General features: G+C 59.9%; 20 protein-coding genes. 16 read left to right on the top strand and 4 right to left on the bottom strand.

Annotated features, from left to right (window positions below; translation table 11 throughout):
* Nucleotides 1-76 precede the first annotated feature (76 nt).
* Complete coding sequence (xthA, locus tag BVK86_RS19600; RefSeq protein WP_075947972.1) at nucleotides 77-889, bottom strand: exodeoxyribonuclease III; 813 nt, start codon at nucleotides 887-889, stop codon at nucleotides 77-79.
* A 222-nt stretch (nucleotides 890-1,111) separates the two neighbouring features.
* On the opposite strand from xthA, the gene BVK86_RS19595 reads away from it, so the two are divergent.
* The 7 genes from BVK86_RS19595 to BVK86_RS19565 all read left to right on the top strand — a co-directional run bounded on the left by BVK86_RS19595 (nucleotide 1,112) and on the right by BVK86_RS19565 (nucleotide 12,729).
* Nucleotides 1,112-1,762 (top strand): GNAT family N-acetyltransferase, encoded by a 651-nt coding sequence (locus BVK86_RS19595; protein ID WP_075947971.1) that lies wholly within the window; start codon nucleotides 1,112-1,114, stop codon nucleotides 1,760-1,762.
* A gap of 64 nt (nucleotides 1,763-1,826) precedes the next feature.
* Nucleotides 1,827-3,554: an autotransporter assembly complex protein TamA gene (locus BVK86_RS19590; RefSeq protein WP_075947970.1), complete on the top strand. Its 1,728-nt coding sequence runs from the start codon at nucleotides 1,827-1,829 to the stop codon at nucleotides 3,552-3,554.
* Nucleotides 3,551-7,216 (top strand): translocation/assembly module TamB domain-containing protein, encoded by a 3,666-nt coding sequence (locus BVK86_RS19585; protein WP_075947969.1) that lies wholly within the window; start codon nucleotides 3,551-3,553, stop codon nucleotides 7,214-7,216. The genes BVK86_RS19590 and BVK86_RS19585 overlap by 4 nt, the downstream gene beginning before the upstream one ends.
* Before the next feature lie 735 nt (nucleotides 7,217-7,951).
* Entirely contained in the window at nucleotides 7,952-8,434 is a 483-nt protein-coding gene (locus tag BVK86_RS19580) for a MarR family winged helix-turn-helix transcriptional regulator (RefSeq protein WP_075947968.1), read from the top strand.
* On the top strand, nucleotides 8,424-9,893 hold the full coding sequence (locus BVK86_RS19575; protein ID WP_075947967.1) for an efflux transporter outer membrane subunit: 1,470 nt from the start codon (nucleotides 8,424-8,426) through the stop codon (nucleotides 9,891-9,893). The genes BVK86_RS19580 and BVK86_RS19575 overlap by 11 nt, the downstream gene beginning before the upstream one ends.
* A gap of 15 nt (nucleotides 9,894-9,908) precedes the next feature.
* On the top strand, nucleotides 9,909-11,111 hold the full coding sequence (locus BVK86_RS19570) for an HlyD/EmrA/EmrK family protein (protein WP_075947966.1): 1,203 nt from the start codon (nucleotides 9,909-9,911) through the stop codon (nucleotides 11,109-11,111).
* Between the two features lie 85 nt (nucleotides 11,112-11,196).
* On the top strand, nucleotides 11,197-12,729 hold the full coding sequence (locus tag BVK86_RS19565; protein ID WP_075947965.1) for a DHA2 family efflux MFS transporter permease subunit: 1,533 nt from the start codon (nucleotides 11,197-11,199) through the stop codon (nucleotides 12,727-12,729).
* A gap of 121 nt (nucleotides 12,730-12,850) precedes the next feature.
* On the opposite strand, the gene lpxH is transcribed toward BVK86_RS19565, so the two are convergent.
* Nucleotides 12,851-13,603 carry a UDP-2,3-diacylglucosamine diphosphatase gene (lpxH, locus tag BVK86_RS19560; RefSeq protein ID WP_075947964.1) on the bottom strand — a complete coding sequence of 251 codons (753 nt, stop codon included), beginning with the start codon at nucleotides 13,601-13,603 and terminating at the stop codon, nucleotides 12,851-12,853.
* Nucleotides 13,600-14,103 carry a peptidylprolyl isomerase gene (locus BVK86_RS19555; protein WP_075947963.1) on the bottom strand — a complete coding sequence of 168 codons (504 nt, stop codon included), beginning with the start codon at nucleotides 14,101-14,103 and terminating at the stop codon, nucleotides 13,600-13,602. Before BVK86_RS19555 ends, lpxH begins: the two co-directional genes overlap by 4 nt.
* 263 nt (nucleotides 14,104-14,366) lie before the next feature.
* On the opposite strand from BVK86_RS19555, the gene BVK86_RS19550 reads away from it, so the two are divergent.
* Both BVK86_RS19550 and cysS read left to right on the top strand, forming a co-directional pair.
* Complete coding sequence (locus BVK86_RS19550) at nucleotides 14,367-16,064, top strand: glutamine--tRNA ligase/YqeY domain fusion protein (RefSeq protein WP_075947962.1); 1,698 nt, start codon at nucleotides 14,367-14,369, stop codon at nucleotides 16,062-16,064.
* A gap of 15 nt (nucleotides 16,065-16,079) precedes the next feature.
* Nucleotides 16,080-17,462, top strand: coding sequence for a cysteine--tRNA ligase (gene cysS / locus BVK86_RS19545; RefSeq protein ID WP_075947961.1), 1,383 nt, complete (start codon nucleotides 16,080-16,082; stop codon nucleotides 17,460-17,462).
* 97 nt (nucleotides 17,463-17,559) lie between these two features.
* Here the strand turns inward: cysS and BVK86_RS19540 are convergent, their stop codons facing one another.
* Nucleotides 17,560-19,398, bottom strand: coding sequence for a sigma-54-dependent Fis family transcriptional regulator (locus BVK86_RS19540; RefSeq protein ID WP_075947960.1), 1,839 nt, complete (start codon nucleotides 19,396-19,398; stop codon nucleotides 17,560-17,562).
* A gap of 356 nt (nucleotides 19,399-19,754) precedes the next feature.
* Between BVK86_RS19540 and BVK86_RS30580 the strand changes: the two genes are divergently transcribed.
* The 7 genes from BVK86_RS30580 (at nucleotide 19,755) to BVK86_RS19505 (ending at nucleotide 25,680) form a co-directional block, all read left to right on the top strand.
* A complete protein-coding gene (locus BVK86_RS30580) occupies nucleotides 19,755-19,880 on the top strand; it encodes a hypothetical protein (RefSeq protein ID WP_408002948.1) in 126 nt (41 codons plus the stop codon).
* Nucleotides 19,881-20,060: 180 nt separating this feature from the next.
* Nucleotides 20,061-21,209, top strand: coding sequence for an aldose epimerase family protein (locus tag BVK86_RS19530; RefSeq protein WP_075947958.1), 1,149 nt, complete (start codon nucleotides 20,061-20,063; stop codon nucleotides 21,207-21,209).
* Nucleotides 21,210-21,515: 306 nt separating this feature from the next.
* On the top strand, nucleotides 21,516-22,610 hold the full coding sequence (locus BVK86_RS19525) for an ABC transporter ATP-binding protein (protein ID WP_075947957.1): 1,095 nt from the start codon (nucleotides 21,516-21,518) through the stop codon (nucleotides 22,608-22,610).
* Nucleotides 22,610-23,725 carry an ABC transporter ATP-binding protein gene (locus BVK86_RS19520; RefSeq protein ID WP_075947956.1) on the top strand — a complete coding sequence of 372 codons (1,116 nt, stop codon included), beginning with the start codon at nucleotides 22,610-22,612 and terminating at the stop codon, nucleotides 23,723-23,725. The genes BVK86_RS19525 and BVK86_RS19520 overlap by 1 nt, the downstream gene beginning before the upstream one ends.
* Entirely contained in the window at nucleotides 23,722-24,588 is an 867-nt protein-coding gene (locus BVK86_RS19515; protein WP_075947955.1) for a carbohydrate ABC transporter permease, read from the top strand. Before BVK86_RS19520 ends, BVK86_RS19515 begins: the two co-directional genes overlap by 4 nt.
* 8 nt (nucleotides 24,589-24,596) lie before the next feature.
* Nucleotides 24,597-25,397: a carbohydrate ABC transporter permease gene (locus BVK86_RS19510; RefSeq protein WP_046032508.1), complete on the top strand. Its 801-nt coding sequence runs from the start codon at nucleotides 24,597-24,599 to the stop codon at nucleotides 25,395-25,397.
* 10 nt (nucleotides 25,398-25,407) lie between these two features.
* Nucleotides 25,408-25,680: a DUF2160 domain-containing protein gene (locus BVK86_RS19505; RefSeq protein ID WP_056854889.1), complete on the top strand. Its 273-nt coding sequence runs from the start codon at nucleotides 25,408-25,410 to the stop codon at nucleotides 25,678-25,680.
* Nucleotides 25,681-25,685 lie beyond the last annotated feature (5 nt).

Here is a 25,685-nt window from a genome sequence, read left to right as displayed (position 1 = left end):
GAGTTGTCGGCAGATTAAGTCAGTAAGGTTTCTAAAAGATGACACTTTGCAATGCTGGCCCCTTTGGGCGCTGAGATCAGCTCAATTCAAGCCAGATCGGCGCATGATCCGAAGGTTTTTCCATTCCGCGCAGTTCGTAGTCGACGCCGGCTGCCTTGACCTGTGGCAACAGACCATGGGACGCAAGGATCACGTCGATACGCAGCCCGCGCTTAGGCTCGTCTTCAAATCCGCGGCTGCGGTAATCGAACCAGCTGAAGACATCCGCCACTTCGGGGTTCAGGTGACGGAAGCTGTCGGTCAGGCCCCAGTTTTTCAGGCGACCCATCCACTCGCGCTCTTCCGGCAGGAAGCTGCATTTGCCGGTTTTCAGCCAGCGCTTCATGTTGTCCGGTCCAATACCGATGTCGCAGTCTTCCGGGGAAATGTTCACGTCGCCCATGACCACCAGCGGCTGGTCATTCTTGAACTGGCTTTCCAGCAGTTGCTGCAAATCGCTGTAGAAACGCTGCTTGGCCGGGAATTTGGTCGGGTGGTCGCGGCTTTCGCCCTGCGGGAAGTAGCCGTTCATAATGGTCACCGGCACGCCATCGGCGTCGGCGAAGGTGCCCCAGATGAAGCGTCGCTGCGCGTCTTCTTCATCGGTGGCGAAACCTTTATGCAGGGCCAGAGGCTCCTGGCGCGAGAGCAGGGCGACGCCGTAATGCCCTTTTTGGCCATGGAAATGCACGTGATAGCCCAGGGCTTTGACTTCTTCGAGCGGGAACTGGTCGTCGTGGACCTTGGTTTCCTGCAACCCGATCACATCCGGCTGGTGCTTTTCGATCAGCGCCGCCAGCTGATGGGGACGGGCGCGCAGCCCGTTGATGTTGAAGGAGACAATCTTCATGGTCGGCAGTCCTGGCAAAAGGGCGATGCTAGCTGACATGGGGAAGATGGGCCAGTGTGGGACAGATCATTTTGGTCTGTGGGATTTGTGTTGCCTGGGAGGCCGGTAAAATCGAGGAAGGTCCCGAGTTGGTCTATACCTTTGGGGAACTGTGCCACCAGCAACAGTTTCGTACCAACAAGAGCGCCGCCATTTGAACGCGCCCAGGGGAGCATCACCGTCATGCCTGAAACCCAGACCGCCATCGCCGATATTCATATGCTCGACAGCGGCTATTCCCGCGAAGCCCGCTCATTGTTGTATCAGGCTTATCGGCACGAGCCGACCTTCGGCTACCTGTTCGAGGCTGAGCGCCCCGGCTACGAGCAGCGGGTACGCGCCACCGTGCGCGAACTGGTCAAGCAACACTTTCTGCAGGATTTGCCGGCCATCGGCCTGCTGGTCAATGACCGCTTGATCGGCATCGCCCTGATCGCGCCGCCGCAACGTCGGTTGGGCATCACCGAAAGTTGGGCCTGGCGCTTGCGCATGGTGCTCAGCACCGGCTTTCGCTGCACGCGTCGCTACCTCGAGTATCACGATGCCGTGGCGGCGTGTTCGCCGTCGGACTCGGTGCACGTTTTGCCGTTGCTGGGTATTCATCCGCAATTCCAGGGCAAGCACTTCGGCGAGCAATTGCTGCAAGCGGTGCATAACTGGTGCGCGGTGGATACAAATTCCCAAGGCGTGATCCTCGACACCGGCAATCCGCGTTATCTGGAGTTCTACAAACGCCAGGGCTATGAGGAAATTGGCGAGGTGGCCGTAGGACCGATTCGCGAGCACGTGTTTTTTCACGCCAACCCACAGGTCGTGCAGAGCGCAACCGCGTAAGGTCGAACTTTCCGCGGCCTCCAGGCTCTATCACGCTCCCAAGCTCGTGATAGCATCCGCGCCTATGAAGTTTCCAGGAAGAATTACCAGTGGCGTGCTCATGCTGATTACCAGCTGTGCGGCACTGGCGCAAAGTGAATTGGATGTGCGGATCAAACCGTCCAACGATGAACTCAAGGCCAATATAGAGGGCTATATCGGCAGCCTCGGCGATCGTGACGAAGAAGCCTTGTTGCGTTTCAGTCGTGGCGCCGAGGAGCAGGCGCGCAAAGCCGCCCAGGCGTTGGGCTATTACCAGCCGCAAATTGAAAGTGACGTGAAGGGCGGCGATAAACCACGCCTGATCCTCAACGTCGACCCCGGTGAACCGGTGCATTTGCGCAACGTCACCCTGCGCGTCGACGGACCGGCGGCCTCCCTGAAATCCTTTCGCGTTCCGCAAAACCACGCGCTGCAAACCGGCGCGGTGCTCAATCATGGTCAGTATGATGACGCCAAGCGGCTGATCCAGAATCAGGCTTCGCGTTACGGCTTCTTCAGCGGGCATTTCACCCGTTCGAAACTGTCGGTCGACCCCCGTGCCGGCGTCGCCGATATCGAGTTGATCTATGACAGCGGCCCGCGCTACACACTGGGCAAGGTCAACTTTGAAGGCGACACGCCGTTCGACGAAGACCTGCTGCAACGCATGGTGCCGTTCAAGGCCGGAACACCCTACGACTCCGAACTGATCGCCGAGCTCAACCAGGCGCTGCAATCGAGTGGTTACTTCGAAGGCGTGCGGGTCGATGCGGCACCGACAGCGTCCAAGAACGATGTAATCCCGGTGGACGTCAAACTGGAGACCCGCAAGCCACGCACCATGGGCCTGGGTCTGGGTTATTCAACGGATGTCGGTCCGCGAGTGAAGGCCAACTGGACCCGGCATTGGGTCAATCCGCAAGGCCACAGTTACGGATGGGAAACCGAAGTCTCGGCGCCTCGGCAAAACGTCGGCTTGTTCTACGACATTCCGCTGGACCCGCCGCTGACCGACAAACTGCGTTTCGCCGGGGGTTACCAAAGCGAAGAAATCGCCGACAAGGACAGCCTCAGCAAGCTGCTGACCGTCGGCCCCGAATGGCACAGCAAGTTGCCAAGCGGCTGGCAACGCGTGGTCTCGCTCAAGTGGCAGCGCGAGGAATACCGGCTCGGTGACGACTCCGGCCTCAGTACCCTGTTGATGCCGGGCGTCAGCTATTCGTACCTCAAAAGCGACAACCGCATCGACCCGCACAACGGCTACCGCCTGCAATTCGAAAGCAAGGTGGCCAAGGAAGGTCTGGGCTCGGACAACAACTTGTTGTACGGCACCGCCCTGGTCAAAGGCCTGACTACGGTTTTCGACAAACACCGCTTCCTCGGTCGCGTACAGGTCGGTGGCAGTGCCACCAACGGTTATAAATCCATCCCGCCGTCGCTGCGTTTTTTCGCGGGTGGCGATCAGAGCGTGCGTGGCTACGACTATCAGAGCCTGTCCCCGGAAAACAACGAAGGTGACCGCATCGGCGGCCGCTACATGGTCGCCGCCAGTGCCGAATACCAATACTCCGTCGCTGAAAAATGGCGGGTTGCGACCTTCGTCGATCAGGGCAACTCCTTTAATACACTCGAACTGCCGAACCTCAAGACCGGAGTCGGTATCGGCGTACGCTGGGTGTCTCCGGTGGGGCCGATCCGCCTCGATCTGGCCCACGCGCTGGACGACGATGGCGGCATTCGATTGCACTTTTCCATGGGGCCTGAGCTTTGAAACGTGGCTTGAAAGTAACGCTGCTGGCGATGGCGGCACTGTTGATGTTGCTGCTGTTGACGCTGGCCACGGTGCTGGGAACGGCGACCGGCAGTCGTTGGGCGCTGGGTTTCGTGCCGGGTCTGACGCTGGACAATTTTCAGGGGCGCCTGGGCGGTCAGTGGAGTGCCGATCGCCTGTTGTGGCAGCAAGACACCAGCCGGGTTGAACTGAGTAAAGTCATCTTCGCCTGGTCGCCGCTGTGCCTGACGCGCATGACCTTGTGCATCGATCAATTGCAGGCTGAACAGGTCAGCCTGCAATTCCCGCCGAGCGAAGAAACCAGCAGTGGGCCGATCAGCCTTCCGGACTTGCAACTGCCGGTCGCGCTTGAACTGGGGGACATTCGGGTCGGCAGCCTGCTGTTCAACGGCAGCGAGGAACTGAAAGGTTTGCAACTGGCGGCGCACTGGACAGAAAAGGGCATGCAGCTCGACTCGGTGAAACTGCAGCGTGACGATCTGAGCCTGAACCTCAAGGGGCACCTGCAACCCGGTGGAAATTGGCCGCTCAACGCTGAAGGACAGTTGACCCTGTCGACCCCCGCCCCTTGGACGCTGGCGTTGAAGATCGATGGCGACCTGCTGAAAACCCTGAACCTGAAAGCCGACAGCAGTGGCTATCTGGACGGGCAGCTGTCCGGCGAGCTGCAGCCACTGGTGGAAAACCTGCCGGCCAAGGTCCGTATCACCGCTGACGGCTTCAAACCGAGTGCCGATCTGCCGGACACCCTGCAACTCAATCAACTGCAACTCACCGGTGCCGGTGACCTGAAAAACGGCTATGCGCTGGTCGGCAACGCCACGTTGCCTGCTGAAGAAGGCCCGGTGGCGCTGGCACTGCAAGGCAAGGTCGACGCCAATGGCGCGCAGATCGCTGCACTGGACCTGACCGCCAATGACAAACAAAGTCTGAAACTGAGCGGAGAACTGGACTGGAGCAAAGGCTTGAGCGCCGAGGCGAAAGTCGATTGGCTGGATTTCCCCTGGCACCGCCTCTACCCGCTGATCGACGAACCGCAAGTCGCCCTGCGCAGCTTCAATGGTGAAGTCTCCTACACCGATGGCAAGTATCTGGGCAACTTCAAGGCGGCGCTCGACGGCCCGGCCGGTGCGTTCAGCCTGACCAGCCCGTTCGCCGGCGACCTGACGAAAATCTATTTGCAGCAACTCCAGCTGATCGCCGGGCAGGGCAAGGCCGAAGGGCACCTGAACCTGCAATTTGCCGATGGCATTGCCTGGGACACCGCGCTGGACTTGTCGGCAATCAACCCAGCGTATTGGGTCGCGGAGTTGCCGGGCACCCTGGCCGGGCCATTGCGTAGCAAAGGCGAGATGAAGAATGAAACACTCAGCCTCAACGCCGACCTCGATCTGAAAGGCAAACTGCGCGGCCAGCCGGCGATTCTGCAAGCCAAGGCCGACGGCGCCGGTGAGCAATGGAACCTCAATGCCCTGCAGATCCGTCTCGGCGACAACAGCATCAATGGCAAAGGCAGTCTGCAGCAGAAGCTCAGTGGCCAGATCGATATCAAGTTGCTGCGCCTGGCCCAGCTCTGGCCGCAATTGCGCGGGCAGGTCAATGGCCGGGTCGATGTCGCCGGCACGCTCAATGCTCCGCAGGGCAAGCTCGGGTTGCGAGGCACGCAATTGGCTTTTCAGGACAATCGCCTGCAAAGCCTGAGCCTCGACGCCACCCTCGACAGCGCCCAACGGGCGAAAATCGACCTCAAGGGCAGCGGCATCCAGGCGGGCGATACCGCGTTGGGCACGTTGACTGCCAGCGGTCAGGGCGATATCAGGAACCAGAAGCTGAGCCTCGACCTGCAAGGGCCGAAACTGAAACTGGCCCTCGGCGTGGACGGTGCGCTGGACAAAGGTAACTGGCGTGGACGTCTGGCCAGTGGCGATATCCAGGCCGGTGGCCAGGACTGGAAGCTGCAAGGCCCGGCGAAACTGGAGCGCCTGGCGGACGGCAAAATCAACTTCGGCGCCCATTGCTGGGCGTCCGGCCAGGCCAGCCTGTGCGGTGAAGACCAGCGTCTGATGCCTGATCCGAAGCTGCGTTATCACCTCAAGCAGTTCCCGATCGACAGTCTCGCGCAATGGCTGCCGAAAGACTTTGCCTGGCAGGGACGGCTCAACGCCGACGTGCAGCTGGACCTGCCGGCCAGCGGCCCGAACGGTGTGATCAGCATCGATGCCAGCGGCGGTACGTTGCGTGTTCGCGAGAAAGACCAGTGGCTGGACTTCCCGTACCAGACCCTGAAACTCACCAGCCGACTGACGCCCAAGCGTATCGATACGGACCTTAACTTTGTCGGCGGCAAACTCGGCGAACTGATGGTGCAGGCGCAGATCAACCCGTTGCTGAAGAACAAACCACTGAGTGGATCGTTCCGCCTGAGTGGTCTGGACCTGTCGGTGGCGCGTCCCTTCGTGCCCATGGTCGAGAAACTCACCGGGCGCTTGAATGGCAGCGGCACGATTTCCGGTGGATTGCTGGCGCCGCTGGTCAATGGCAGCTTGTTGCTTAGCGACGGCGAAGTGTCCGGCCCTGAATTGCCGATGGAAATTCAAGGTTTGCGTTTGCAGGCGCTGATCGCCGGAGAAACCGTGCAGCTCGACGGTGGCTGGAAAAGCGGAAAAACCGGGCAGGGCAGTTTGAACGGCAACGTTGCCTGGGGTCAGGCGCTGGTGGTGGATCTGGCGCTCAAGGGCTCGCAATTGCCGGTCAGTGTCGAACCGTACGCCAAGGTCGAAGTGGCGCCGGACCTGAACATCTCGATGAAGGGTGATGAGCTGGCCATCGTGGGCAAAGTGCGGGTGCCCAAGGGCGACATCACCATCCGCGAATTGCCGCCATCGACGGTCAAGGTCTCCGATGACACGGTAATCGTCGGCTATCAGACCGAAGAGGGGAAACCGCCACTGGCGATGAAAATGGACATCGACGTGGTGGTCGGCGAGGAAAAACTCAGTTTTGCCGGGTTTGGCCTGACCGCGAATGTGCAGGGGCATGTGCACATCGGCGACAACATGGACACCCGTGGCGAGTTGTGGCTCAACGACGGGCGTTATCGTGCCTACGGCCAGCGCCTGTCGGTGCGTCGTGCTCGGCTGCTGTTCGCCGGGCCGATCGATCAGCCATACCTGGATATCGAAGCGATTCGCCAGACTGACGACGTGATCGCCGGTATCCGCTTGAGCGGCAGCGCCGAGCAGCCGACCACGCAAATTTTCTCCGAGCCGGCCATGAGTCAGGAGCAGGCGCTGTCCTATCTGGTGCTGGGGCGGCCGTTGAGTACCAGCGGCGAGGACAACAACATGCTTGCCCAGGCGGCGCTTGGGTTGGGGTTGATGGGCAGCTCGGGTGTTACTGGCAGTCTGGCGAAGAATCTGGGGATTGAGGATTTCCAGCTCGATACTCAGGGCAGCGGTAATGCCACCAGCGTTGTGGCGAGCGGTAATCTTTCGGAGAAGCTCAGTTTGCGCTATGGCGTTGGGGTGTTTGAGCCGGCTAATACCATTGCCTTGCGTTACAAGCTGAGCAAGAGGGTTTATCTCGAGGCGGCGGGGGGCGTGGCGAGTTCGCTGGATATTTTCTATAAGCGGGATTTTTAGACCAGACGGCCTTGGAGCCGACCTGGTTCTTGGTTGATTGGGTACATATCCGTTTCTTCGGTAACGGCGGCTTATGGTTTCGCCCTTACGGCGACTCACTTTTTTACAAGCGCCTAAAAAGTAAGCAAAAAACGCTTGCCCCTTACGTACGGCCCCTCGCTGGGGCTCGGGGTTCCTTCGCTCCGGCATTCATCCGGGGGCATCGCCTCCGGTCTGCTTCGCGACGACCTCCTCTCGATGTGTGCGGCTTCGCTGCACGGTGCTGCGCGCCCACCCCCGGATAAACGCCTCCACTCAGCCTGCCGAGGGGGCGGGTGGATCAAAAGGGCCGCCTCGCGGTGCTGTGGCGGTATTCGCCCCCTCGAGAGGCCGAGTGGAGGTTCTGCGCAGTGGGCAACCCGGCATGGATGCCGGGTTAGCCGCCCCCGGCCATGGATGGCCGATGGCGGCGGGCCCACGGAGCAGGACCGGAGCGAGGGCATGCCGAGCCACAACGAGGCACCGAACGAAAGGGGCAAGAGCCCTTGGTTACTTGGGGCTCTTCCAAGTGACCCGCCGTAAGGGCGGAACCTTAAGTCGCCGTGACCGCAGCAACGGATATGCACTAAAAATCCAAAACCCCACCACCACCGGTCAACTATTTACAAAGCTTCCTAACTATTACGTTGACATTCACTGCCTAAGCAGTAACATCTCGACATACATTCACTGCCTAGGCAGCTAATTGGTGTCCTGATGAAACATTTCGCGCCAGACGATTTCCACAATTGCCATCTCGGTCTCCTGCTCGGGCGCGCTGCGCTGCTAAAAGACCGGATCATCGACACGCACATGGAACCCCACGGCATCACTGCCGCGCAGTTCAAAGTGCTGATCATCATGGCCCAGTACGGTGTCGATTCGCCGGGCGAGCTGTGTCGGCACTTGTCCCTGGACAGCGGCTCGATGACCCGCATGCTCGATCGTCTGGAACAGAAAGGTTTCCTCGCTCGCCAACGCTCCGAGGCAGATCGCCGGCAGGTGCGATTGGTGCTGACCGAACAAGGTCAGGCCTTGGCGGATCGCCTGCCGCACATCGGCGCTGAAGCGATGAATGAACTGGCTGGCGCCATTACTCCGGATGAACTGAAAACCCTGGAGCTGATCCTCAAGAAAATTCTGGTAGCAGCCGGGGACTCGATCACCCTGCTGCGCTTAGGTGGCAACAATGAACAGTAGAACCCTGCGCACCGGCCTGAGCCTGGTGCTGTTGGCCATGAGCCTGGCCGGTTGCGCCAGCTACAGCGGCTTGAACACCAAAGGCGTCAGCCTCGATGCGAAAAACCTCAAGGCCGGGCAATCCCTCAGCGGCGTGACGCTGTCGCCCGCTGCCTGGCCTAAAAGCGACTGGTGGACAAGCCTTGGCGATCCGCAGCTCGATGGCCTGATCCGTGAAGCCCTGCGCGACAGCCCGGACCTGCAGATCGCCGACGCGCGCGCCCATCAGGCCAGCGCCGCCGCTTACGCCGCCGATGCCGCGCGGATGCCGACCCTCGATGCGAGCGCCGGTGTCAGCCGCTCGCGTCTGGCCCGTGACCAAGACCCGCTGGGGCAAGGCGACAACTACGCCTCCGTGCGTAACATCAGTGCCCGTTTCAACTACAACTTCGATCTTTGGGGTGGGCAGCGCGACGCCTGGGAAGCCGCGCTCGGCCAGGCCCGTGCCGCCGAAGTCGACCAACAGGCCGCACAATTGACCTTGTCCGCCGACGTCGCCCGCGCCTACAGCGATCTGGGGCAGGCGCACATCGTCTATGACCTGTCCGCTGAAGACCTCAAGCGCACCCGGCAAATGCTCGACCTGAGCCAGCGCCGCTTGAGCTCCGGGATCGACAGCCAGTATCAGTTCCAGCAAACCGAAAGCCTGGAAGCCACCTCCGAAGCCAATCTGATCGACGCCGAAAAACGCCTGCAAAGCGCCAAAATTGCTTTGGCCGTGCTGCTGGGCAAAGGCCCGGATCGTGGCAATGAAATCACCCGGCCAAATATTCTCAAGCCTGGCGCCGTGGCGTTGCCGTCGGTGTTGCCGGCCGAGTTGCTGGGGCGTCGTCCGGACCTGGTGGCCGCGCGCTGGCGGGTCGAAGCGGCAAGCAAGAGCATCGATGCAGGCAAGACGCAGTTCTATCCGAACCTGAACCTCAGCGCGGCGGCGGGTGCCGAATCGTTGTTGGGCGATGCAATGTTCGGATCGGCAAGCCGCTTCTTCAATGTTGCGCCGACCATTTCCGTACCGATTTTCGACGGTGGCCGCCTGCGCGCCGACCTCGACTCCCGCGACGCCGACTACGACCTGGCGGTGGCGCAGTACAACAAAAGTCTGGTCAGAGCACTGGGGGATGTCAGTGACAGCATCAACCAGTTGCGTGACATCGGCCGGCAAATCGCTGCGCAGCAGCACGCCACCGACATCGCCCAGGATTCTTACACCACCGTGCTCCAGCGCTACGGTTCCGGCATCGGCAACTACCTGGACGTGCTCAGCATCGAGCAGCAATTGCTCCAGGCCCAGCGCCAGCTGGCCAACCTGAATGCCGAGCAGATCGACCTGTCGATCCAACTGATACAGGCGCTGGGTGGCGGTTTTCAGCCTGAGGCCATGGCCTCGGCCAACGCCGCGCCAGCCACGCTGACTCACTAATTCAAGGTACTTGTCATGGCCACTGCCGATACAACTCAAACCCCGGAAAATACCCCGGCCAACCCCAACGCGGGCAAGCGCAAGATCATGTTGCTGGTGCTTGCCGTGGTCGTCTTGCTCGGCGGCGCGGGCGTCTGGGCTTATCACGAATTCTACGGGCGCTGGAGCGAGAGCACCGACGACGCCTATGTGAACGGCAACGTGGTGGAAATCACTCCGCTGGTCACCGGCACCGTCGTGAGCATCGGTGCCGATGACGGCGATCTGGTGCAGGAAGGCCAGGTGTTGGTGAATTTCGACCCCAGCGACGCGCAAGTCGGGCTGCAAAGTGCCCAGGCCAATCTGGCGCGTACGGTGCGTCAGGTTCGCGGCTTGTACAGCGACGTTGACGGCATGAAAGCCCAAGTCAACGCCCAGCAGGCCGAAGTGCAGAAAGCCCAGGACAACTTCAACCGCCGGAAAAACCTTGCCGTCGGCGGGGCGATTTCCCAAGAGGAGCTGTCCCACGCCCGCGACGACCTGACCTCGGCGCAAAACGCTCTGGCCAACGCCCAGCAGAAGCTCAAGACCACCAGCGCGCTGGTCGATGACACCGTGGTGTCCTCGCACCCGGACGTGATGGCCGCCGCCGCGCAGTTGCGTCAGGCCTACCTGAACAATGCCCGCAGCACGCTGATCGCGCCGGTGACCGGTTACGTGGCCAAGCGCACCGTGCAACTGGGCCAAAGGGTGCAGCCGGGTGAGGCGCTGATGGCGGTGATCCCGCTGAATCAGCTGTGGATCGACGCCAATTTCAAGGAAACCCAGCTGCGCGATATGCGCATCGGTCAACCTGTGGAAATTGAAACCGACCTCTATGGCAGTGACGTGAAGTACAGCGGCACCCTCGACAGCCTGGGCGCCGGGACCGGCAGTGCGTTTGCCCTGCTGCCCGCGCAGAACGCCACCGGAAACTGGATCAAGATCGTGCAACGGGTACCGGTGCGGATTCACGTCAACGCCGAAGAACTGGCCAAACACCCGCTGCGGGTTGGCCTGTCGACCATCGTCGATGTGGACCTGCACGACCAAAGCGGCCCGGTGCTGGCACAACAACCGCCAAAAAAGGCGTCGTTCAGCACCCGCATCTACGACCGCCAGTTGGCCGAGGCCGACGCCATGATCACGCAGTTGATTCACGACAACAGCGCCGCGGTCAGCAAGACCGCGCATCGCTGATTCGCCAATCCATCATCACAGCGCCCACAAAGGTCAGTTGCGCCGGTAACGGGCGCAGCGCAACTTGAGTGTCAAAGGATTTGCGATGAGCAATAACGCCTCTTTCACGCCGCCCAGCCTGGTGCTCAGCACCATCGGCCTGTCGCTGGCGACCTTCATGCAGGTGCTCGACACCACCATCGCCAACGTGGCGCTGCCGACGATTTCCGGCAACCTGGGCGTGAGTGCGGAGCAGGGCACCTGGGTGATCACCTCGTTCGCGGTGAGCAACGCCATCGCGCTGCCGCTGACCGGTTGGCTCAGCCGGCGTTTCGGCGAGGTGAAGCTGTTTATCTGGGCGACGCTGCTGTTCGTGCTCGCGTCGTTCCTGTGCGGGATTTCCACGTCCATGCCCGAGCTGGTGGGCTTTCGGGTCCTGCAAGGCGTGGTGGCGGGGCCGTTGTACCCGATGACCCAGACGTTGCTGATTGCGGTCTACCCACCGGCGAAACGGGGGATGGCTTTGGCGCTGTTGGCGATGGTCACGGTGGTCGCCCCGATTGCCGGGCCGATCCTCGGCGGCTGGATCACAGACAGCTACAGCTGGCCGTGGATCTTCTTCATCAACGTGCCGATTGGTCTGTTCGCTGCGTGGGTGGTGACCCAGCAGATGAAAAAACGTCCGGTGGTCACCAGCCGTCAGCCGATGGATTACATCGGGCTGATTGCGCTGATCATTGGCGTCGGCGCCTTGCAGATCGTGCTCGACAAGGGCAACGATGCCGACTGGTTTGAATCGAACTTCATCATCATTGGCTCGGTGATTTCGGTGGTCGCGCTGGTGTTCTTCGTGGTCTGGGAGATGACCGACGAACATCCGGTAGTGAACCTGCGGCTGTTCGCCTACCGCAACTTCCGCTACGGCACCATCGTGTTGATTCTGGGGTATGCCGGATTCTTCGGGATCAACCTGATCCTGCCGCAATGGCTGCAGACGCGATTGGGTTACACCGCGACCTGGGCCGGTTTTGCCGTGGCACCGCTGGGTATCTTGCCGGTGCTGCTGTCACCGTTTGTAGGCAAATACGCGCCGAAGTTCGACATGCGGGTACTGGCCGGCGGGGCATTCCTGGCCATCGGCCTGAGCTGTTTCATGCGTGCCGGGTTCACCAATGAAGTGGACTTCCAGCACATCGCCATGGTGCAGCTGTTCATGGGCATTGGCGTGGCACTGTTCTTCATGCCGACCCTGACCATCCTCCTGTCGGACCTGCCGCCTGGCCAGATTGCCGACGGTTCCGGGCTGGCGACGTTCCTGCGGACCTTGGGCGGCAGTTTTGCGGCATCGCTGACCACCTGGATCTGGATTCGCCGCGCCGACCAGCACCATGCGTATCTGACCGAAAGCATCACCCCGTTCGACCCGGCGACCCGCGAGACGTTGACGCAACTGGGCGGGGCAGGGGCCAAGGCCTACGCGCAGATGGATCAAATGGTGATCAGCCAGGCGTATATCCTGTCCACGGTGGATTACTTCACCTTGTTGGGCTGGATGTTCCTGGGGCTGATTTTGATTGTCTGGCTGGCCAAACCGCCATTTACGGCGAAGGCCGGGCCTGCGGCCTCAGCAGGCCATTAAACACCGCAGTATCCATGTGGGAGCGAGCCTGCTCGCGAATGCAGACTGACATTCAACATTGATGTCAACTGACACGACGCCTTCGCGAGCAGGCTCGCTCCCACACGTTTCGTATTCGACGCTAGTTTGCCGGTGCTGCGAGCTGCGGGGGCGGGGTAAAATCAAACGGCGCCAGCGCAAACCCTTGCTCATCGACCTGCAACGCCCAGCCCTGACGATCCCAATCCCCCAGCACAATGCGCCGCGCCGCCTGTTCACCCAGTTGCAACTTGTGGATGGCGGGGCGGTGGGTGTGGCCGTGGATCAGGGTTTTCACGCCGTACTTCTGCATGATCCGTGGAATCTCTTCGGGCGTGACATCGACAATGTCATTGGCCTTCATCCGCGTTTGCGCACGGCTTTCGCTGCGCAGCTTGCGCGCCAGCTTATGCCGGGTACGAAGCGGCAGATGCCGCAGGATGAACAGGGTGATCGGGTTGCGCAGGTAGCGACGTAGCTTCATGTAGGCTTCGTCGCGGGTGCAGAGGCTGTCACCGTGCATCAATAGCACCGGTTCGCCGTTGAACTGCACGACACTCGGGTCTTTCAGCAATGTGCAGCCGGCCTGTTTGCAAAAGGCCTGGCCGAGCATGAAATCGCGATTGCCATGCATCAGAAAAATGGCCGTGCCGCTGTCGCTCAATTCGCGCAGGGCCTGGCAGATGGAACGCTGGAAAGGGGTCATGGCGTCGTCGCCAATCCACGCCTCGAAAAAGTCGCCCAGAATGTACAACGCACTCGCCGAGCGGGCGCGTCCGGCGAGCAAATCCAGAAACGCCCGGGTAATGTCCGGGCGCTCCTCTTCCAGATGCAAATCTGAAATCAGCAATATCACTCAATGATCTCGGCTTTCTCGATGATCACGTCGTCTGCGGGTACATCCTGGTGGCCGGCCTTGGAAGTGGTGGCAACGCCTTTGATCTTGTCGACAACGTCGGTGCCGGCGGTCACTTTGCCGAATACCGCGTAGCCCCAGCCTTGAACGTTCTTGCCGCTGTGGTTCAGGAAACTGTTGTCAGCCACGTTGATGAAGAACTGCGCGGAAGCCGAATGCGGCTCCATGGTGCGGGCCATGGCAACGGTGTACTTGTCGTTGGAAAGACCATTGTCAGCTTCGTTCTGGATGCTTGGACGCTTGTCTTTCTTTTCTTTCATGCCTGGCTCGAAACCGCCACCCTGGATCATGAAGTTACCGATCACACGGTGGAAAACAGTGTTTTCGTAGTGACCGGCTTTAACGTACTCGACGAAGTTGGCCACGGTGAGCGGGGCTTTTTCGGCGTTCAGTTCTAGGACGATGTCGCCGAAGTTGGTAGTCAGTTTGACTTGGGTCATGATCGGGTCTCTTTGAGGAAAGCGTATCTAAGGAATTCGTGGTTCTGGGACCTTTCGTCCCGCAACCGGTTCAGCCAGTCTCGGCCAAGGTGCGCAGTTTAGCGTGACAGACGCGAATTTCGAGGCTGTTTTTCATTTACGGCCCATTAAATGCGACCGTTTGCAGGCGCGCTCTGTCAGGTGCTTGACGGCATCGGCTATGATAGCGGCTTTGTTTTGTCCGGCCTTCATTACGGCCACGCACTTGTACGTTCAAGGATCCTATGAGCAAGCCCACTGTCGACCCTACCTCGAATGCCAAGACCGGCCCGGCCGTGCCGGTCAACTTTCTGCGGCCGATCATCCAGGCAGACCTGGACTCGGGCAAGCACACGCAGATCGTCACCCGTTTCCCGCCTGAGCCCAACGGCTACCTGCACATCGGCCACGCCAAGTCGATCTGCGTGAACTTCGGCCTGGCCCAGGAGTTCGGTGGCGTCACGCACCTGCGTTTCGACGACACCAACCCGGCCAAGGAAGACCAGGAATACATCGACGCGATCGAAAGCGACGTCAAATGGCTGGGCTTCGAATGGTCCGGCGAAGTGCGCTACGCCTCGCAGTATTTCGACCAGTTGCACGACTGGGCGGTAGAGCTGATCAAATCCGGCAATGCCTACGTCGACGACCTGACCCCCGAGCAAGCCAAGGAATACCGTGGCAGCCTGACCGAGCCAGGCAAGAACAGCCCGTTCCGCGAACGCAGCGTCGAAGAAAACCTGGACCTGTTTGCCCGCATGAAGGCCGGCGAATTCCCGGACGGCGCACGTGTTCTGCGGGCCAAGATCGACATGGCCTCGCCGAACATGAACCTGCGTGATCCGATCATGTATCGCATCCGTCACGCGCATCACCACCAGACCGGTGACAAGTGGTGCATCTACCCGAACTACGATTTCACCCACGGTCAGTCGGACGCCATCGAAGGCATCACCCACTCGATCTGCACCCTGGAGTTCGAAAGCCATCGTCCGCTGTACGAGTGGTTCCTCGAGCACCTGCCAGTACCGGCCAATCCTCGCCAGTACGAGTTCAGCCGCCTGAACCTGAACTACACCATCACCAGCAAGCGCAAGCTCAAGCAACTGGTCGATGAAAAACACGTCAATGGCTGGGACGACCCGCGCATGTCCACGCTGTCGGGCTTCCGCCGCCGTGGCTACACGCCGAAATCGATCCGCAACTTCTGCGAAATGATCGGCACCAACCGTTCCGACGGCGTGGTGGACTTCGGCATGCTCGAATTCAGCATCCGTGACGACCTCGACCAGAGCGCCCCGCGCGCCATGTGCGTACTGCGTCCGCTGAAAGTCGTGATCACCAATTACCCGGAAGGCCAGGTCGAGCACCTCGAACTGCCATGCCACCCGAAAGAAGACATGGGTGTGCGTGCATTGCCATTCGCCCGTGAGATCTACATCGACCGTGAAGACTTCATGGAAGAGCCGCCAAAAGGCTACAAGCGCCTGGAACCGAACGGCGAAGTGCGCCTGCGCGGCAGCTACGTGATTCGTGCCGACGAAGCGATCAAGGACGCCGATGGCAACATCGTCGAGCTGCGTTGCTCCTACGATCCGGACACCCTGGGCAAGAACCCTGAAGGCCGCAAGGTCAAAGGCGTGATCCACTGGGTGCCGGCCGCCGCCAGCGTCGAGTGCGAAGTGCGTCTGTACGATCGCCTGTTCCGTTCTCCGAACCCGGAGAAGGCCGAAGACAGCGCCAGTTTCCTGGACAACATCAACCCTGATTCGCTGCAGGTACTCACCGGTTGTCGTGCTGAACCCTCGCTGGGCAATGCACAGCCGGAAGACCGTTTCCAGTTCGAGCGCGAAGGCTACTTCGTCGCGGATATCAAGGACTCGAAACCAGGTCAGCCGGTATTCAACCGTACCGTGACCCTGCGTGATTCGTGGGGCCAGTGATTCAAGGAAGTTAACGTGCTTACGATTTACAACACGCTCACCAAGAGCAAAGAAGTCTTCAAGCCGCTGGATGGCAACAAGGTGCGCATGTACGTGTGCGGCATGACCGTGTACGACTACTGCCACCTGGGCCACGGCCGCAGCATGGTCGCGTTCGACCTGGTGACCCGCTGGTTGCGCTTCAGCGGTTATGACCTGACCTACGTGCGCAACATCACTGACATCGACGACAAGATCATCAACCGGGCCAACGAGAACGGCGAGTCGTTCGAAGCCTTGACCGAGCGCATGATCGCGGCGATGCACGAAGACGAAGCGCGCCTGAACATCAAGAAGCCGGACATGGAACCGCGTGCCACGGATCACATCCCGGGCATGCACGCGATGATCCAGACCCTGATCGACAAGGGTTACGCCTACGCCCCGGGCAATGGCGACGTGTACTACCGCGTCGCCAAGTTCATGGGTTACGGCAAGCTGTCGCGCAAGAAGATCGAAGACCTGCGCATCGGCGCGCGTATCGAGGTCGACGAGTCCAAGCAGGACCCGCTGGACTTCGTGCTGTGGAAAGCCGCCAAGCCCGGCGAGCCGAGCTGGGAGTCGCCATGGGGCGCCGGGCGTCCGGGCTGGCACATTGAGTGCTCGGTGATGTCCACTTGCTGCCTGGGCGAGACTTTCGACATTCATGGCGGCGGCAGCGATCTCGAGTTCCCGCACCACGAAAACGAAATCGCCCAGAGCGAAGCGGCCACCGGCAAGACCTACGCCAACGCGTGGATGCATTGCGGGATGATCCGGATCAATGGCGAGAAGATGTCCAAGTCCTTGAACAACTTCTTCACCATTCGCGACGTGCTCGACAAGTACCACCCGGAAGTCGTGCGTTACCTGCTGGTGTCGAGCCACTACCGCAGCGCGATCAACTATTCGGAAGACAACCTCAAGGACGCCAAAGGCGCACTCGAGCGTTTCTACCACGCGTTGAAAGGCCTGCCGAACGTGGCGCCGGCTGGCGGCGAAGCGTTCGTCGAGCGCTTCACCCAGGTGATGAACGACGACTTCGGTACGCCGGAAGCCTGCGCGGTGCTGTTCGAGATGGTGCGCGAGATCAACCGTCTGCGCGAGAGCGATCTCAACGCAGCGGCCGGTCTGGCAGCGCGCCTGAAAGAACTGGCCAGCGTGCTGGGCGTGTTGCAGCTCGAAGCCGACGACTTCCTGCAAGCCGGTGCCGAAGGGCGCGTGGATGCAGCTGAAGTCGAAGCGCTGATCGCAGCGCGTCTGGCGGCACGTGCCGGCAAGGACTGGGCCGAATCCGACCGCATCCGCGACCAGCTCACCGCCATGGGCGTGGTGCTGGAAGACGGCAAGGGTGGGACGACCTGGCGTCTGGCTGACTGATTGCTTGATCCGCGGTAAAACAAAACCCGCCTTGTGCGGGTTTTGTTTTTAGGGGGCTGCTCGCCGATTCTGCGATGACGCCCGTCTGGGCAATCCATCATTCCGTCTGGCGCAGTCGTTTGTAGAGGGTGTTGCGACTTACGCCAAGCCTGCGCGCCAAATGCGAGATGTTCCCCCCAACCGCCTGCAACTGCCGATTCAACTCATCGGCATCATCAAGATCCACCACCAACGGCTCCGGCGTCTCCACCGGTTCCATCTCCAGATCGACAAAAAAATCATCCGGCAAATGCTCTGGCCGCACCGGCTGCTCTTCGGCCATGGCCAGTGCTACCTGTACCACGCTGCTGACCTGGCGCAGATTGCCCGGCCACGGATGGCGCGCGAACAACTCCAATACCTCGCGGCTCAGCCCCGCCCATTGGCTCGGTTCGCGGTGCTGTTCCCACAAACGCTTGAACAGCGCCTCTTTGTCACTGCGTTCTCTCAAGGGCGGCAGTTCCAGGGTCAAGCCGCCAATGCGGTAATACAAATCCTCACGGAAACGCCCCAACTGCACCTGCTCGCGCAGTGAACGGTTGGTCGCGGAAATGATGCGCAGGTCCACCGCAAACAACTCACCGCTGCCAACCGGTTGCACGCAACGCTCCTGCAGCACACGCAGCAATCGCGCCTGGGTCGGTAGCGGCATGTCGCCGATTTCATCAAGGAACAGTGTGCCTTTGTCGGCCTTGCGGATCAGGCCGATGCTGCCTTTCTGATTGGCCCCGGTAAACGCGCCTTTTTCGTAGCCGAACAATTCTGATTCCACCAGTTCGGCGGGGATCGCTGCACAGTTCACCGCAATAAATGCTTGTTTGTTGCGAGAGCTTGCCTGATGCAGGGCCTTGACGAAAACTTCCTTGCCGACGCCAGTCTCGCCGTGGATCAACAAGGGAATGTCTTTTTCCAGTAAGCGCTCGGCCTGGCGCACGGCTTTTTCCACGCGGCTGTCGCCGAAATGCAGCGTGTTGAGGCTGATCGGGGTGGGTGCAGGAGGTGCCTCAGCGGGTTCGATGAAGATTCTGGGTTGAATCGCCACCTGCTTTGGTCTTTTCAACAGACACTGGAAACGATTGCGCCCGGAAGCCTGTAGCGAGAAGGGCAGTCCTTCAGGTTGATTCAGCAGTTCCAGCAGCGAAACCTTGAACAGACTTTCGACACTGACTCGCGACAGGCGAACGCCTAGCAGATTGTCAGCACGGCGATTGGCCGAGAGCACCTGACCGCTCTCATCGAAAATCAGCAGCCCGGCCCACTGGCTGTCGAGATTATTCAGGCCGGTGTTGAACGTCAGTTGGAAATGCTGGCCGTGGAACAGGTTGAGGATCAGCCGGTTCTCCACGGTCTGGCTCATCATCTTGACCATGCCCAGGGTGTGGGACGGCGGCAGGTAGCTGTCGCTGGACACGTCCAGCACCGCGATGACCTTGCGCTCGGCATCGAAAATGGGCGCGGCGGAACCGGTCATGAAGCGGTTGGCTTTGAGGAAGTGTTCGTCGTGTTCAATGTGGACCGCCTGCTCGCAGACCAGCGCCGTGCCGATGGCGTTGGTGCCGCTGCAGCGTTCCATCCAGCTGGCGCCGGCACTGAACCCGCGCGTCAGGCTCGGTTCGATAAACCGCTGGGTGCCCCAGGAGGTCAGCACCTGGCCTTGATTGTCGGCGAGCATGATCAGGCAGTTGGAGTTGCTGAGAATGTTCTCGTAGTACGGCAACACTTCCTGATGGGTGGTTTGCACCAGTGAGTGCTGGCTCTCGAGCAACTGCTTGATGTCCTGTGCCGGAAGCTGATCGAATGCGGGAGCGCTCTGGTGATCAAGACCGAAGGCGCGGCATCGGGACCAGGAGTCCTGGATGATGGTGTCGTGGGACAGCGGCGAGGCGGGTGCGGCCATGGCAGTCAGTCTCTGAGCTAGCTTTTATTGTTTTTATTGGTATTTCCCCTGTGGGGCGAGCAGGCTCTATCCCACGGGTTTCGCATCTCTGGCCTTCTCGGGGGAAGGTGAAAAATCATCCATAGAGTGTTGTTCACTATTGTTCACTGTCAATGGGTTTTCCAGACAGCTAGCCATCCACTGTCAAACCAGTCCTGTTCATCGATCTTCGCCCATATCCATAACCTCAGTTTTTGAAGATGCCAGCCACGTTTTTCGTCGGGTCATAAATCAAGACATTCTTGCTGAGTCGTCCTTGCGCCTTGGCACTGGAGGTCCCAGCCGATTACGAACGCACTGCGAAGAGTCTTCCCCACGTGTTGAAGGCGCCCACGAAAGGCACCTCTTTTCCGTTCTATCCAGAAGGTGGCCAGCGCTACGGTCACGTTGCCGCCTCCGTCAAGGATGCCCACCTGAACCAGGCGGCCACCCTGAGCAAGTGACGCGATGTTGCGGGCGAAGTAGGGCTCCGCGATAAAGTCGATGATGACATCGACGCCGCTACAGACGAGGCAAAAAAGTCATGCTTTTTGTTGGATGTCGTCCAAAAAAAAGCTATAAATCTTCTATTGTTGAGTATTTAGTATGACTAATTAACAAAACAACAAAAAGGAAGGTCAACCATGCGTCAACCCCCACACGTGCTATCCGGCCTCGGACTGTCCCTGATAATCACCACGCTCTCCGCCCAGGCTGCCGGCCTGTCTGCCGAACACAAAGCGTTCGGCAAGACCAATGACGGCACGCCCGTCGAACAATACATATTGCGCAACAGCCATGGCCTGCAAGCTACAGTCATTACCTATGGCGGGATTCTGCAGTCACTGATGGTGCCGGGAAAGGACGGCAAGTCCGAAGATATCGTGCTCGGCTTCGATGACGTTCAGGGTTATCAAAGTGGTACCGCGTACTTTGGCGCGACCATCGGCCGCTACGGCAATCGCCTGGCCAACGGTGCGTTCGAACTGGACGGAAGACACTATCAAGTGCCGAAAAACGATGGCCCGAACTCGCTGCACGGCGGGCCGCTGGGTTTCGACAAACGCGTGTGGAAAGCGCAACCGACCAAAAGCAAGGACTCGGTCGGCGTGACTCTGACTTATCTGTCAGTAGACGGTGAAATGGGCTTTCCCGGCAACCTGAAAACCGAGGTCACTTACAGCCTGACCGAGAACAACGAACTGCGGATCGACTACAAGGCATCGACCGATAAACCGACGGTGCTGAACCTGACCAACCACAGCTATTTCAACCTCGCCGGCGCCGGTAATGGTGATGTGCTGAAACAGGTCGCTACCCTGTACGCGTCGCAGTACACGCCGGTTAATGCCACGTTGATCCCCACCGGTGAACTGGCGCCGGTCGCCAACACACCGATGGACTTCACCCAGCCCACCGCCATCGGCAAAAATATCAAGGCTGATCACCCGCAGCTGAAATTCGCTGAATCGAAACAGGGTGGTTTTGACTTCAACTGGGTGCTGGACGCCAAGGGCGACGTGAACAAGCTCGCCGCTGATGTCAGCGACCCGCAATCGGGCCGCCGCTTGCAGCTCTACACCAGCGAACCGGGCGTACAGTTCTACACCGGCAACTTCCTCGACGGCACGGTCAAGGGCAAGGCCGGCAAGATTTACCCGCATTGGGGCGCGTTCACGCTGGAGACTCAGCATTACCCGGATTCGCCGAACCAGCCGAACTTCCCTTCAACGCGACTGGATCCGGGCAAAACCTATACCCAGAGCGTTGTGCTGAAGTTTTCCGCCCGATAGTCCCCGAACTCTCGCCATACCACATAGCCGCTGTCGAGCCTGCGAGGCTGCGTCCGAGGACGCAGTCGTCGCTAGTAAAGCTGCCGACCAGAAGTATCAGGGCGCAATAAGTCAGCGTTTTGTGAAGTCATCTCGACGTAGAACTGTTCAATTGTTCATTTCCGATTGTTCATTTGTGTTCAGTTACGAACGCACTTTTCCCGTGATTTTCAGGATTTCCCAGCTGAATCAACCGTTTAAGATTTTTGGCACGAAAGTCGCTGTATAGCTCCGGTCGCTTGACTCCAAAAATAAAAAGGCCGAGCCATGTCATTAACCCTGGAGCATGTCAGCCGCACCGTCGAGGGCCAGACCTGGATCGATGATGCGTGTCTCAGTTTCGAACCCGGATCCTTCAACGTTTTGCTGGGGCGCACGCTGTCCGGCAAGACCAGTCTCATGCGTCTGATGGCCGGGCTGGACAAGCCGGACACCGGCCGCATCCTGATGAACGGCGTCGATGTCACGCAACGCCCGGTGCGTCTGCGCAATGTGTCGATGGTGTATCAGCAGTTCATCAACTATCCGACCATGACCGTCTTCGAGAACATCGCCTCGCCGCTGCGGCAGGCCGGTGCGTCCAACGAGGTGATTCAGAGCAAAGTGCTGGAAACCGCGAAGATGCTGCGCATCGAGAAGTTTCTCAAGCGCTATCCCCTCGAACTTTCCGGTGGTCAGCAACAACGCACGGCCATGGCCCGGGCGCTGGTCAAGGATGCCGAACTGATCCTGTTCGACGAGCCGCTGGTCAATCTCGATTACAAACTGCGTGAAGAGCTGCGCCAGGAAATGCGCGAGCTGTTCAAGGCGCGCCACACCATCGCGATCTACGCCACCACCGAACCCAACGAAGCGCTGGCGCTGGGCGGCACCACGACCATTCTTCATGAAGGCCGGGTGATCCAGAGCGGCAAGTCATCCGAGGTCTATCACCAGCCGCAGACGGTGCTGGCAGCGGAATTGTTCTCCGAGCCGCCGATCAACCTGATGCCGGGGCGCATCGCCGACAACGAAGTGAGCTTCGCCAACTTCGTTCACTTCCCGTTGAACGTCGACTTGCGCCCGGTGGGCGAGGGCGAGTTCCGCTTCGGTGTGCGGCCCAGCCACATCTCGCTGGTGCCGAGCAACGACGATGACCTTGAACTGGCGGTGACTGTCGAAGTCGCCGAGATCAGCGGCTCGGAAACCTTCCTGCACGTGCGCAACGAGCATTTCCTGCTGGTGCTGCACTTGCCGGGCGTTCACGAATACGACGTCGATGCGCCGATCCGCATCTACATCCCGACCCATAAACTGTTTGTGTTCGATGCGCAGGGGCGGCTGGTCCAGGCGCCGGGCCGGCGCGTCGCGAGGGTTGCCTGATGGCCGAAATCCGTTTGCAGAACCTCGCCCACAGCTACACCAAAACCCCGGCTGGGCCGGAGGACTATGCGATCCGCGAGATGGACCACATCTGGGAGCAGGGCGGCGCTTTCGCCTTGCTCGGTCCGTCGGGTTGCGGCAAGTCGACGTTGCTCAACATCATTTCCGGATTGCTCAGCCCGTCCCAGGGGCATGTGCTGTTCGACGGCAAAGCGGTCAATGACCTGACCCCGGAGAAGCGCAACATCGCCCAGGTTTTCCAGTTCCCGGTGGTCTACGACACCATGACGGTGTTCGACAACCTCGCGTTCCCCTTGCGTAACCAGGGCATGGCCGAGGCGAAAATCCACACCAAGGTGCAGGAGATCGCCGAAGTCCTCGACCTGCAAAACCTGCTGAGCAAAAAAGCCCGCAACCTCACCGCCGATGAAAAACAGAAAGTCTCCATGGGCCGTGGTTTGGTGCGCGATGACGTGTCGGCGATCCTCTTCGATGAACCGTTGACGGTGATCGACCCGCACCTGAAGTGGAAGCTGCGGCGCAAGCTCAAGCAGATTCACGAGCAGTTCAACATCACCATGGTCTACGTCACTCACGATCAGCTGGAGGCCTCGACCTTTGCCGACAAGATCGCGGTGATGTACGGCGGCCAGATCGTGCAATTCGGCACGCCCCGGGAGTTGTTCGAACGGCCGAGCCACACCTTTGTCGGCTATTTCATTGGCAGTCCGGGCATGAACCTGATCGAGGTCCAGCCACAACCGGGCGGCGTCGGTTTCGCATCGACGCACTTGCCGCTGTCCGAGGCCCTGCAAAAACGCATCGCCGAAGCCGAGTGGAAAACCCTGAAGGTCGGCATTCGCCCCGAGTTCGTGCATGTCTGGGACGAGCCGTTTGATGACGCGATGCGGGCGCAGGTCGTACACGTCGAAGACCTCGGCACCTACAAGATCATGACCCTGAACCTCGATGGCGCACCGCTGAAAGTACGTCTGGCGGAAGACAAACCCGTGCCGGAAGGCACGGCCTACATCAGTTTCCCGGCGCAGTGGTTGATGGTCTACGCCGACGAGTTCCTGCTGGAAGCACAGGCCAACAATGAGGTGCAGCCATGAACAAGGTGCAGAACAACAAGGCCTGGTGGCTGGTGTTGCCGGTGTTCCTGCTGGTGGCGTTCAGTGCGGTGATCCCGATGATGACCGTGGTCAACTATTCGGTGCAGGACATCTTCGACCAGTCCAGTCGCTACTTCGTGGGCGCCGATTGGTACAAGCAAGTGCTGCTCGATCCGCGGCTCCACGATTCGCTGCTGCGCCAGTTCATCTATTCGGCCTGCGTGCTGCTCATCGAAATCCCGCTGGGTATTGCGATAGCACTGACCATGCCGACCAAGGGCCGCTGGTCATCGATGGTGCTGATCATCCTGGCGATCCCGTTGCTGATCCCGTGGAACGTGGTTGGGACCATCTGGCAGATCTTCGGCCGGGCCGACATCGGCCTGCTCGGTTCGACCCTCAACGCCATGGGCATCAGCTATAACTATGCGGCGAACACCATGGACGCCTGGGTCACCGTGCTGGTGATGGACGTCTGGCACTGGACGTCACTGGTGGCGCTGTTGTGCTTTTCCGGGTTGCGGGCCATCCCGGACGTGTACTACCAGGCCGCGCGGATTGACCGGGCTTCGGCCTGGGCGGTGTTCCGGCACATCCAGTTGCCCAAACTCAAGAGCGTGCTGCTGATCGCGGTGATGCTGCGCTTCATGGACAGCTTCATGATCTACACCGAGCCGTTCGTACTCACCGGGGGCGGACCGGGCAATGCCACGACCTTCCTCAGCCAGACCCTGACGCAGATGGCGATCGGGCAGTTCGACCTGGGGCCGGCGGCCGCATTCTCGCTGGTGTACTTCCTGATCATCCTGTTGGTGTCCTGGCTGTTCTACACCGCCATGACTCACTCTGACGCCAACCGCTGAGGCCCGCCATGAGCAAGAGAAAGCTGATTCCACTGCTGATCTACATCCTGTTCCTGCTGGTACCGATCTACTGGCTGCTGAACATGTCGTTCAAGAGCAATACCGAAATCCTCGGCGGGCTGACGCTGTTTCCCCAGGATTTCACCTTTCATAACTATAAAGTGATCTTCACCGATCCGGCCTGGTACACCGGTTACCTCAACTCGCTGTATTACGTGAGCCTGAACACGGTGATTTCCCTGAGCGTGGCGTTGCCGGCGGCCTATGCGTTTTCGCGCTACCGTTTCCTCGGTGACAAGCACCTGTTTTTCTGGCTGCTGACCAACCGCATGGCGCCACCGGCGGTGTTCCTGCTGCCGTTTTTCCAGTTGTATTCATCGATTGGGCTGTTCGACACGCACATCGCGGTAGCTCTGGCCCACTGCCTGTTCAACGTGCCATTGGCGGTGTGGATTCTGGAAGGCTTCATGTCCGGCGTGCCGAAAGAAATCGACGAGACCGCCTACATCGACGGCTACAGTTTCCCCAAGTTTTTCGTGAAGATTTTCATCCCGCTGATCGGTTCCGGCATCGGTGTCACGGCGTTTTTTTGCTTCATGTTTTCCTGGGTCGAATTGCTGCTGGCGCGAACCCTTACATCGGTCAACGCCAAGCCCATTGCGGCGGTCATGACCCGCACGGTCTCCGCGTCGGGTATTGATTGGGGCGTGCTGGCGGCGGCGGGGGTGTTGACCATCCTGCCGGGCATGCTGGTGATCTGGTTTGTTCGCAACCACGTGGCCAAGGGCTTTGCCCTGGGCCGGGTATGAGGAACTGATGATGGAATGGATGAGCTGGACCGTCCCGACGGCGGCGTTTTTCGGTGTGATCGGTTTGATCCTGGTGGGCATGACCACTTGGGAGTTGCGCTCGCCGAGTGTGCTTCGGCGTGGTTTTTTACCGATTGCCACCACCCGTGGTGATCGCTTGTTCATCGGTCTTCTCGGCAGCGCCTACCTGCATTTGCTGGTAATCGGCGTGACCGACTGGAGCATCTGGGTAGCGTTCGCGTTGTCCCTGGTGTGGCTGTTGGCTGTGATGCGTTGGGGCTAGTCGAA

The sequence above is a fragment of the Pseudomonas reinekei genome (assembly GCF_001945365.1).
In the GTDB taxonomy this organism is placed as follows: domain Bacteria; phylum Pseudomonadota; class Gammaproteobacteria; order Pseudomonadales; family Pseudomonadaceae; genus Aquipseudomonas; species Aquipseudomonas reinekei.
Note: the sequence above shows the minus strand (reverse complement) of the source record. Positions and strands in the feature narration are given on the sequence as shown.

Coding starts and splice junctions, on each gene's coding strand:
- BVK86_RS19515 (WP_075947955.1), top strand. CDS start 23,722: ATGAACAAGGTGCAGAACAACAAGGCCTGGTGGCTGGTGTTGCCGGTG.
- xthA (WP_075947972.1), bottom strand. CDS start 889: ATGAAGATTGTCTCCTTCAACATCAACGGGCTGCGCGCCCGTCCCCAT.
- BVK86_RS19540 (WP_075947960.1), bottom strand. CDS start 19,398: ATGGCCGCACCCGCCTCGCCGCTGTCCCACGACACCATCATCCAGGAC.
- BVK86_RS19580 (WP_075947968.1), top strand. CDS start 7,952: ATGAAACATTTCGCGCCAGACGATTTCCACAATTGCCATCTCGGTCTC.
- BVK86_RS19595 (WP_075947971.1), top strand. CDS start 1,112: ATGCCTGAAACCCAGACCGCCATCGCCGATATTCATATGCTCGACAGC.
- BVK86_RS19530 (WP_075947958.1), top strand. CDS start 20,061: ATGCGTCAACCCCCACACGTGCTATCCGGCCTCGGACTGTCCCTGATA.
- BVK86_RS19510 (WP_046032508.1), top strand. CDS start 24,597: ATGAGCAAGAGAAAGCTGATTCCACTGCTGATCTACATCCTGTTCCTG.
- BVK86_RS19570 (WP_075947966.1), top strand. CDS start 9,909: ATGGCCACTGCCGATACAACTCAAACCCCGGAAAATACCCCGGCCAAC.
- BVK86_RS19565 (WP_075947965.1), top strand. CDS start 11,197: ATGAGCAATAACGCCTCTTTCACGCCGCCCAGCCTGGTGCTCAGCACC.
- BVK86_RS19590 (WP_075947970.1), top strand. CDS start 1,827: ATGAAGTTTCCAGGAAGAATTACCAGTGGCGTGCTCATGCTGATTACC.
- BVK86_RS19520 (WP_075947956.1), top strand. CDS start 22,610: ATGGCCGAAATCCGTTTGCAGAACCTCGCCCACAGCTACACCAAAACC.
- BVK86_RS19550 (WP_075947962.1), top strand. CDS start 14,367: ATGAGCAAGCCCACTGTCGACCCTACCTCGAATGCCAAGACCGGCCCG.
- BVK86_RS19575 (WP_075947967.1), top strand. CDS start 8,424: ATGAACAGTAGAACCCTGCGCACCGGCCTGAGCCTGGTGCTGTTGGCC.
- BVK86_RS19505 (WP_056854889.1), top strand. CDS start 25,408: ATGGAATGGATGAGCTGGACCGTCCCGACGGCGGCGTTTTTCGGTGTG.
- BVK86_RS19555 (WP_075947963.1), bottom strand. CDS start 14,103: ATGACCCAAGTCAAACTGACTACCAACTTCGGCGACATCGTCCTAGAA.
- BVK86_RS19525 (WP_075947957.1), top strand. CDS start 21,516: ATGTCATTAACCCTGGAGCATGTCAGCCGCACCGTCGAGGGCCAGACC.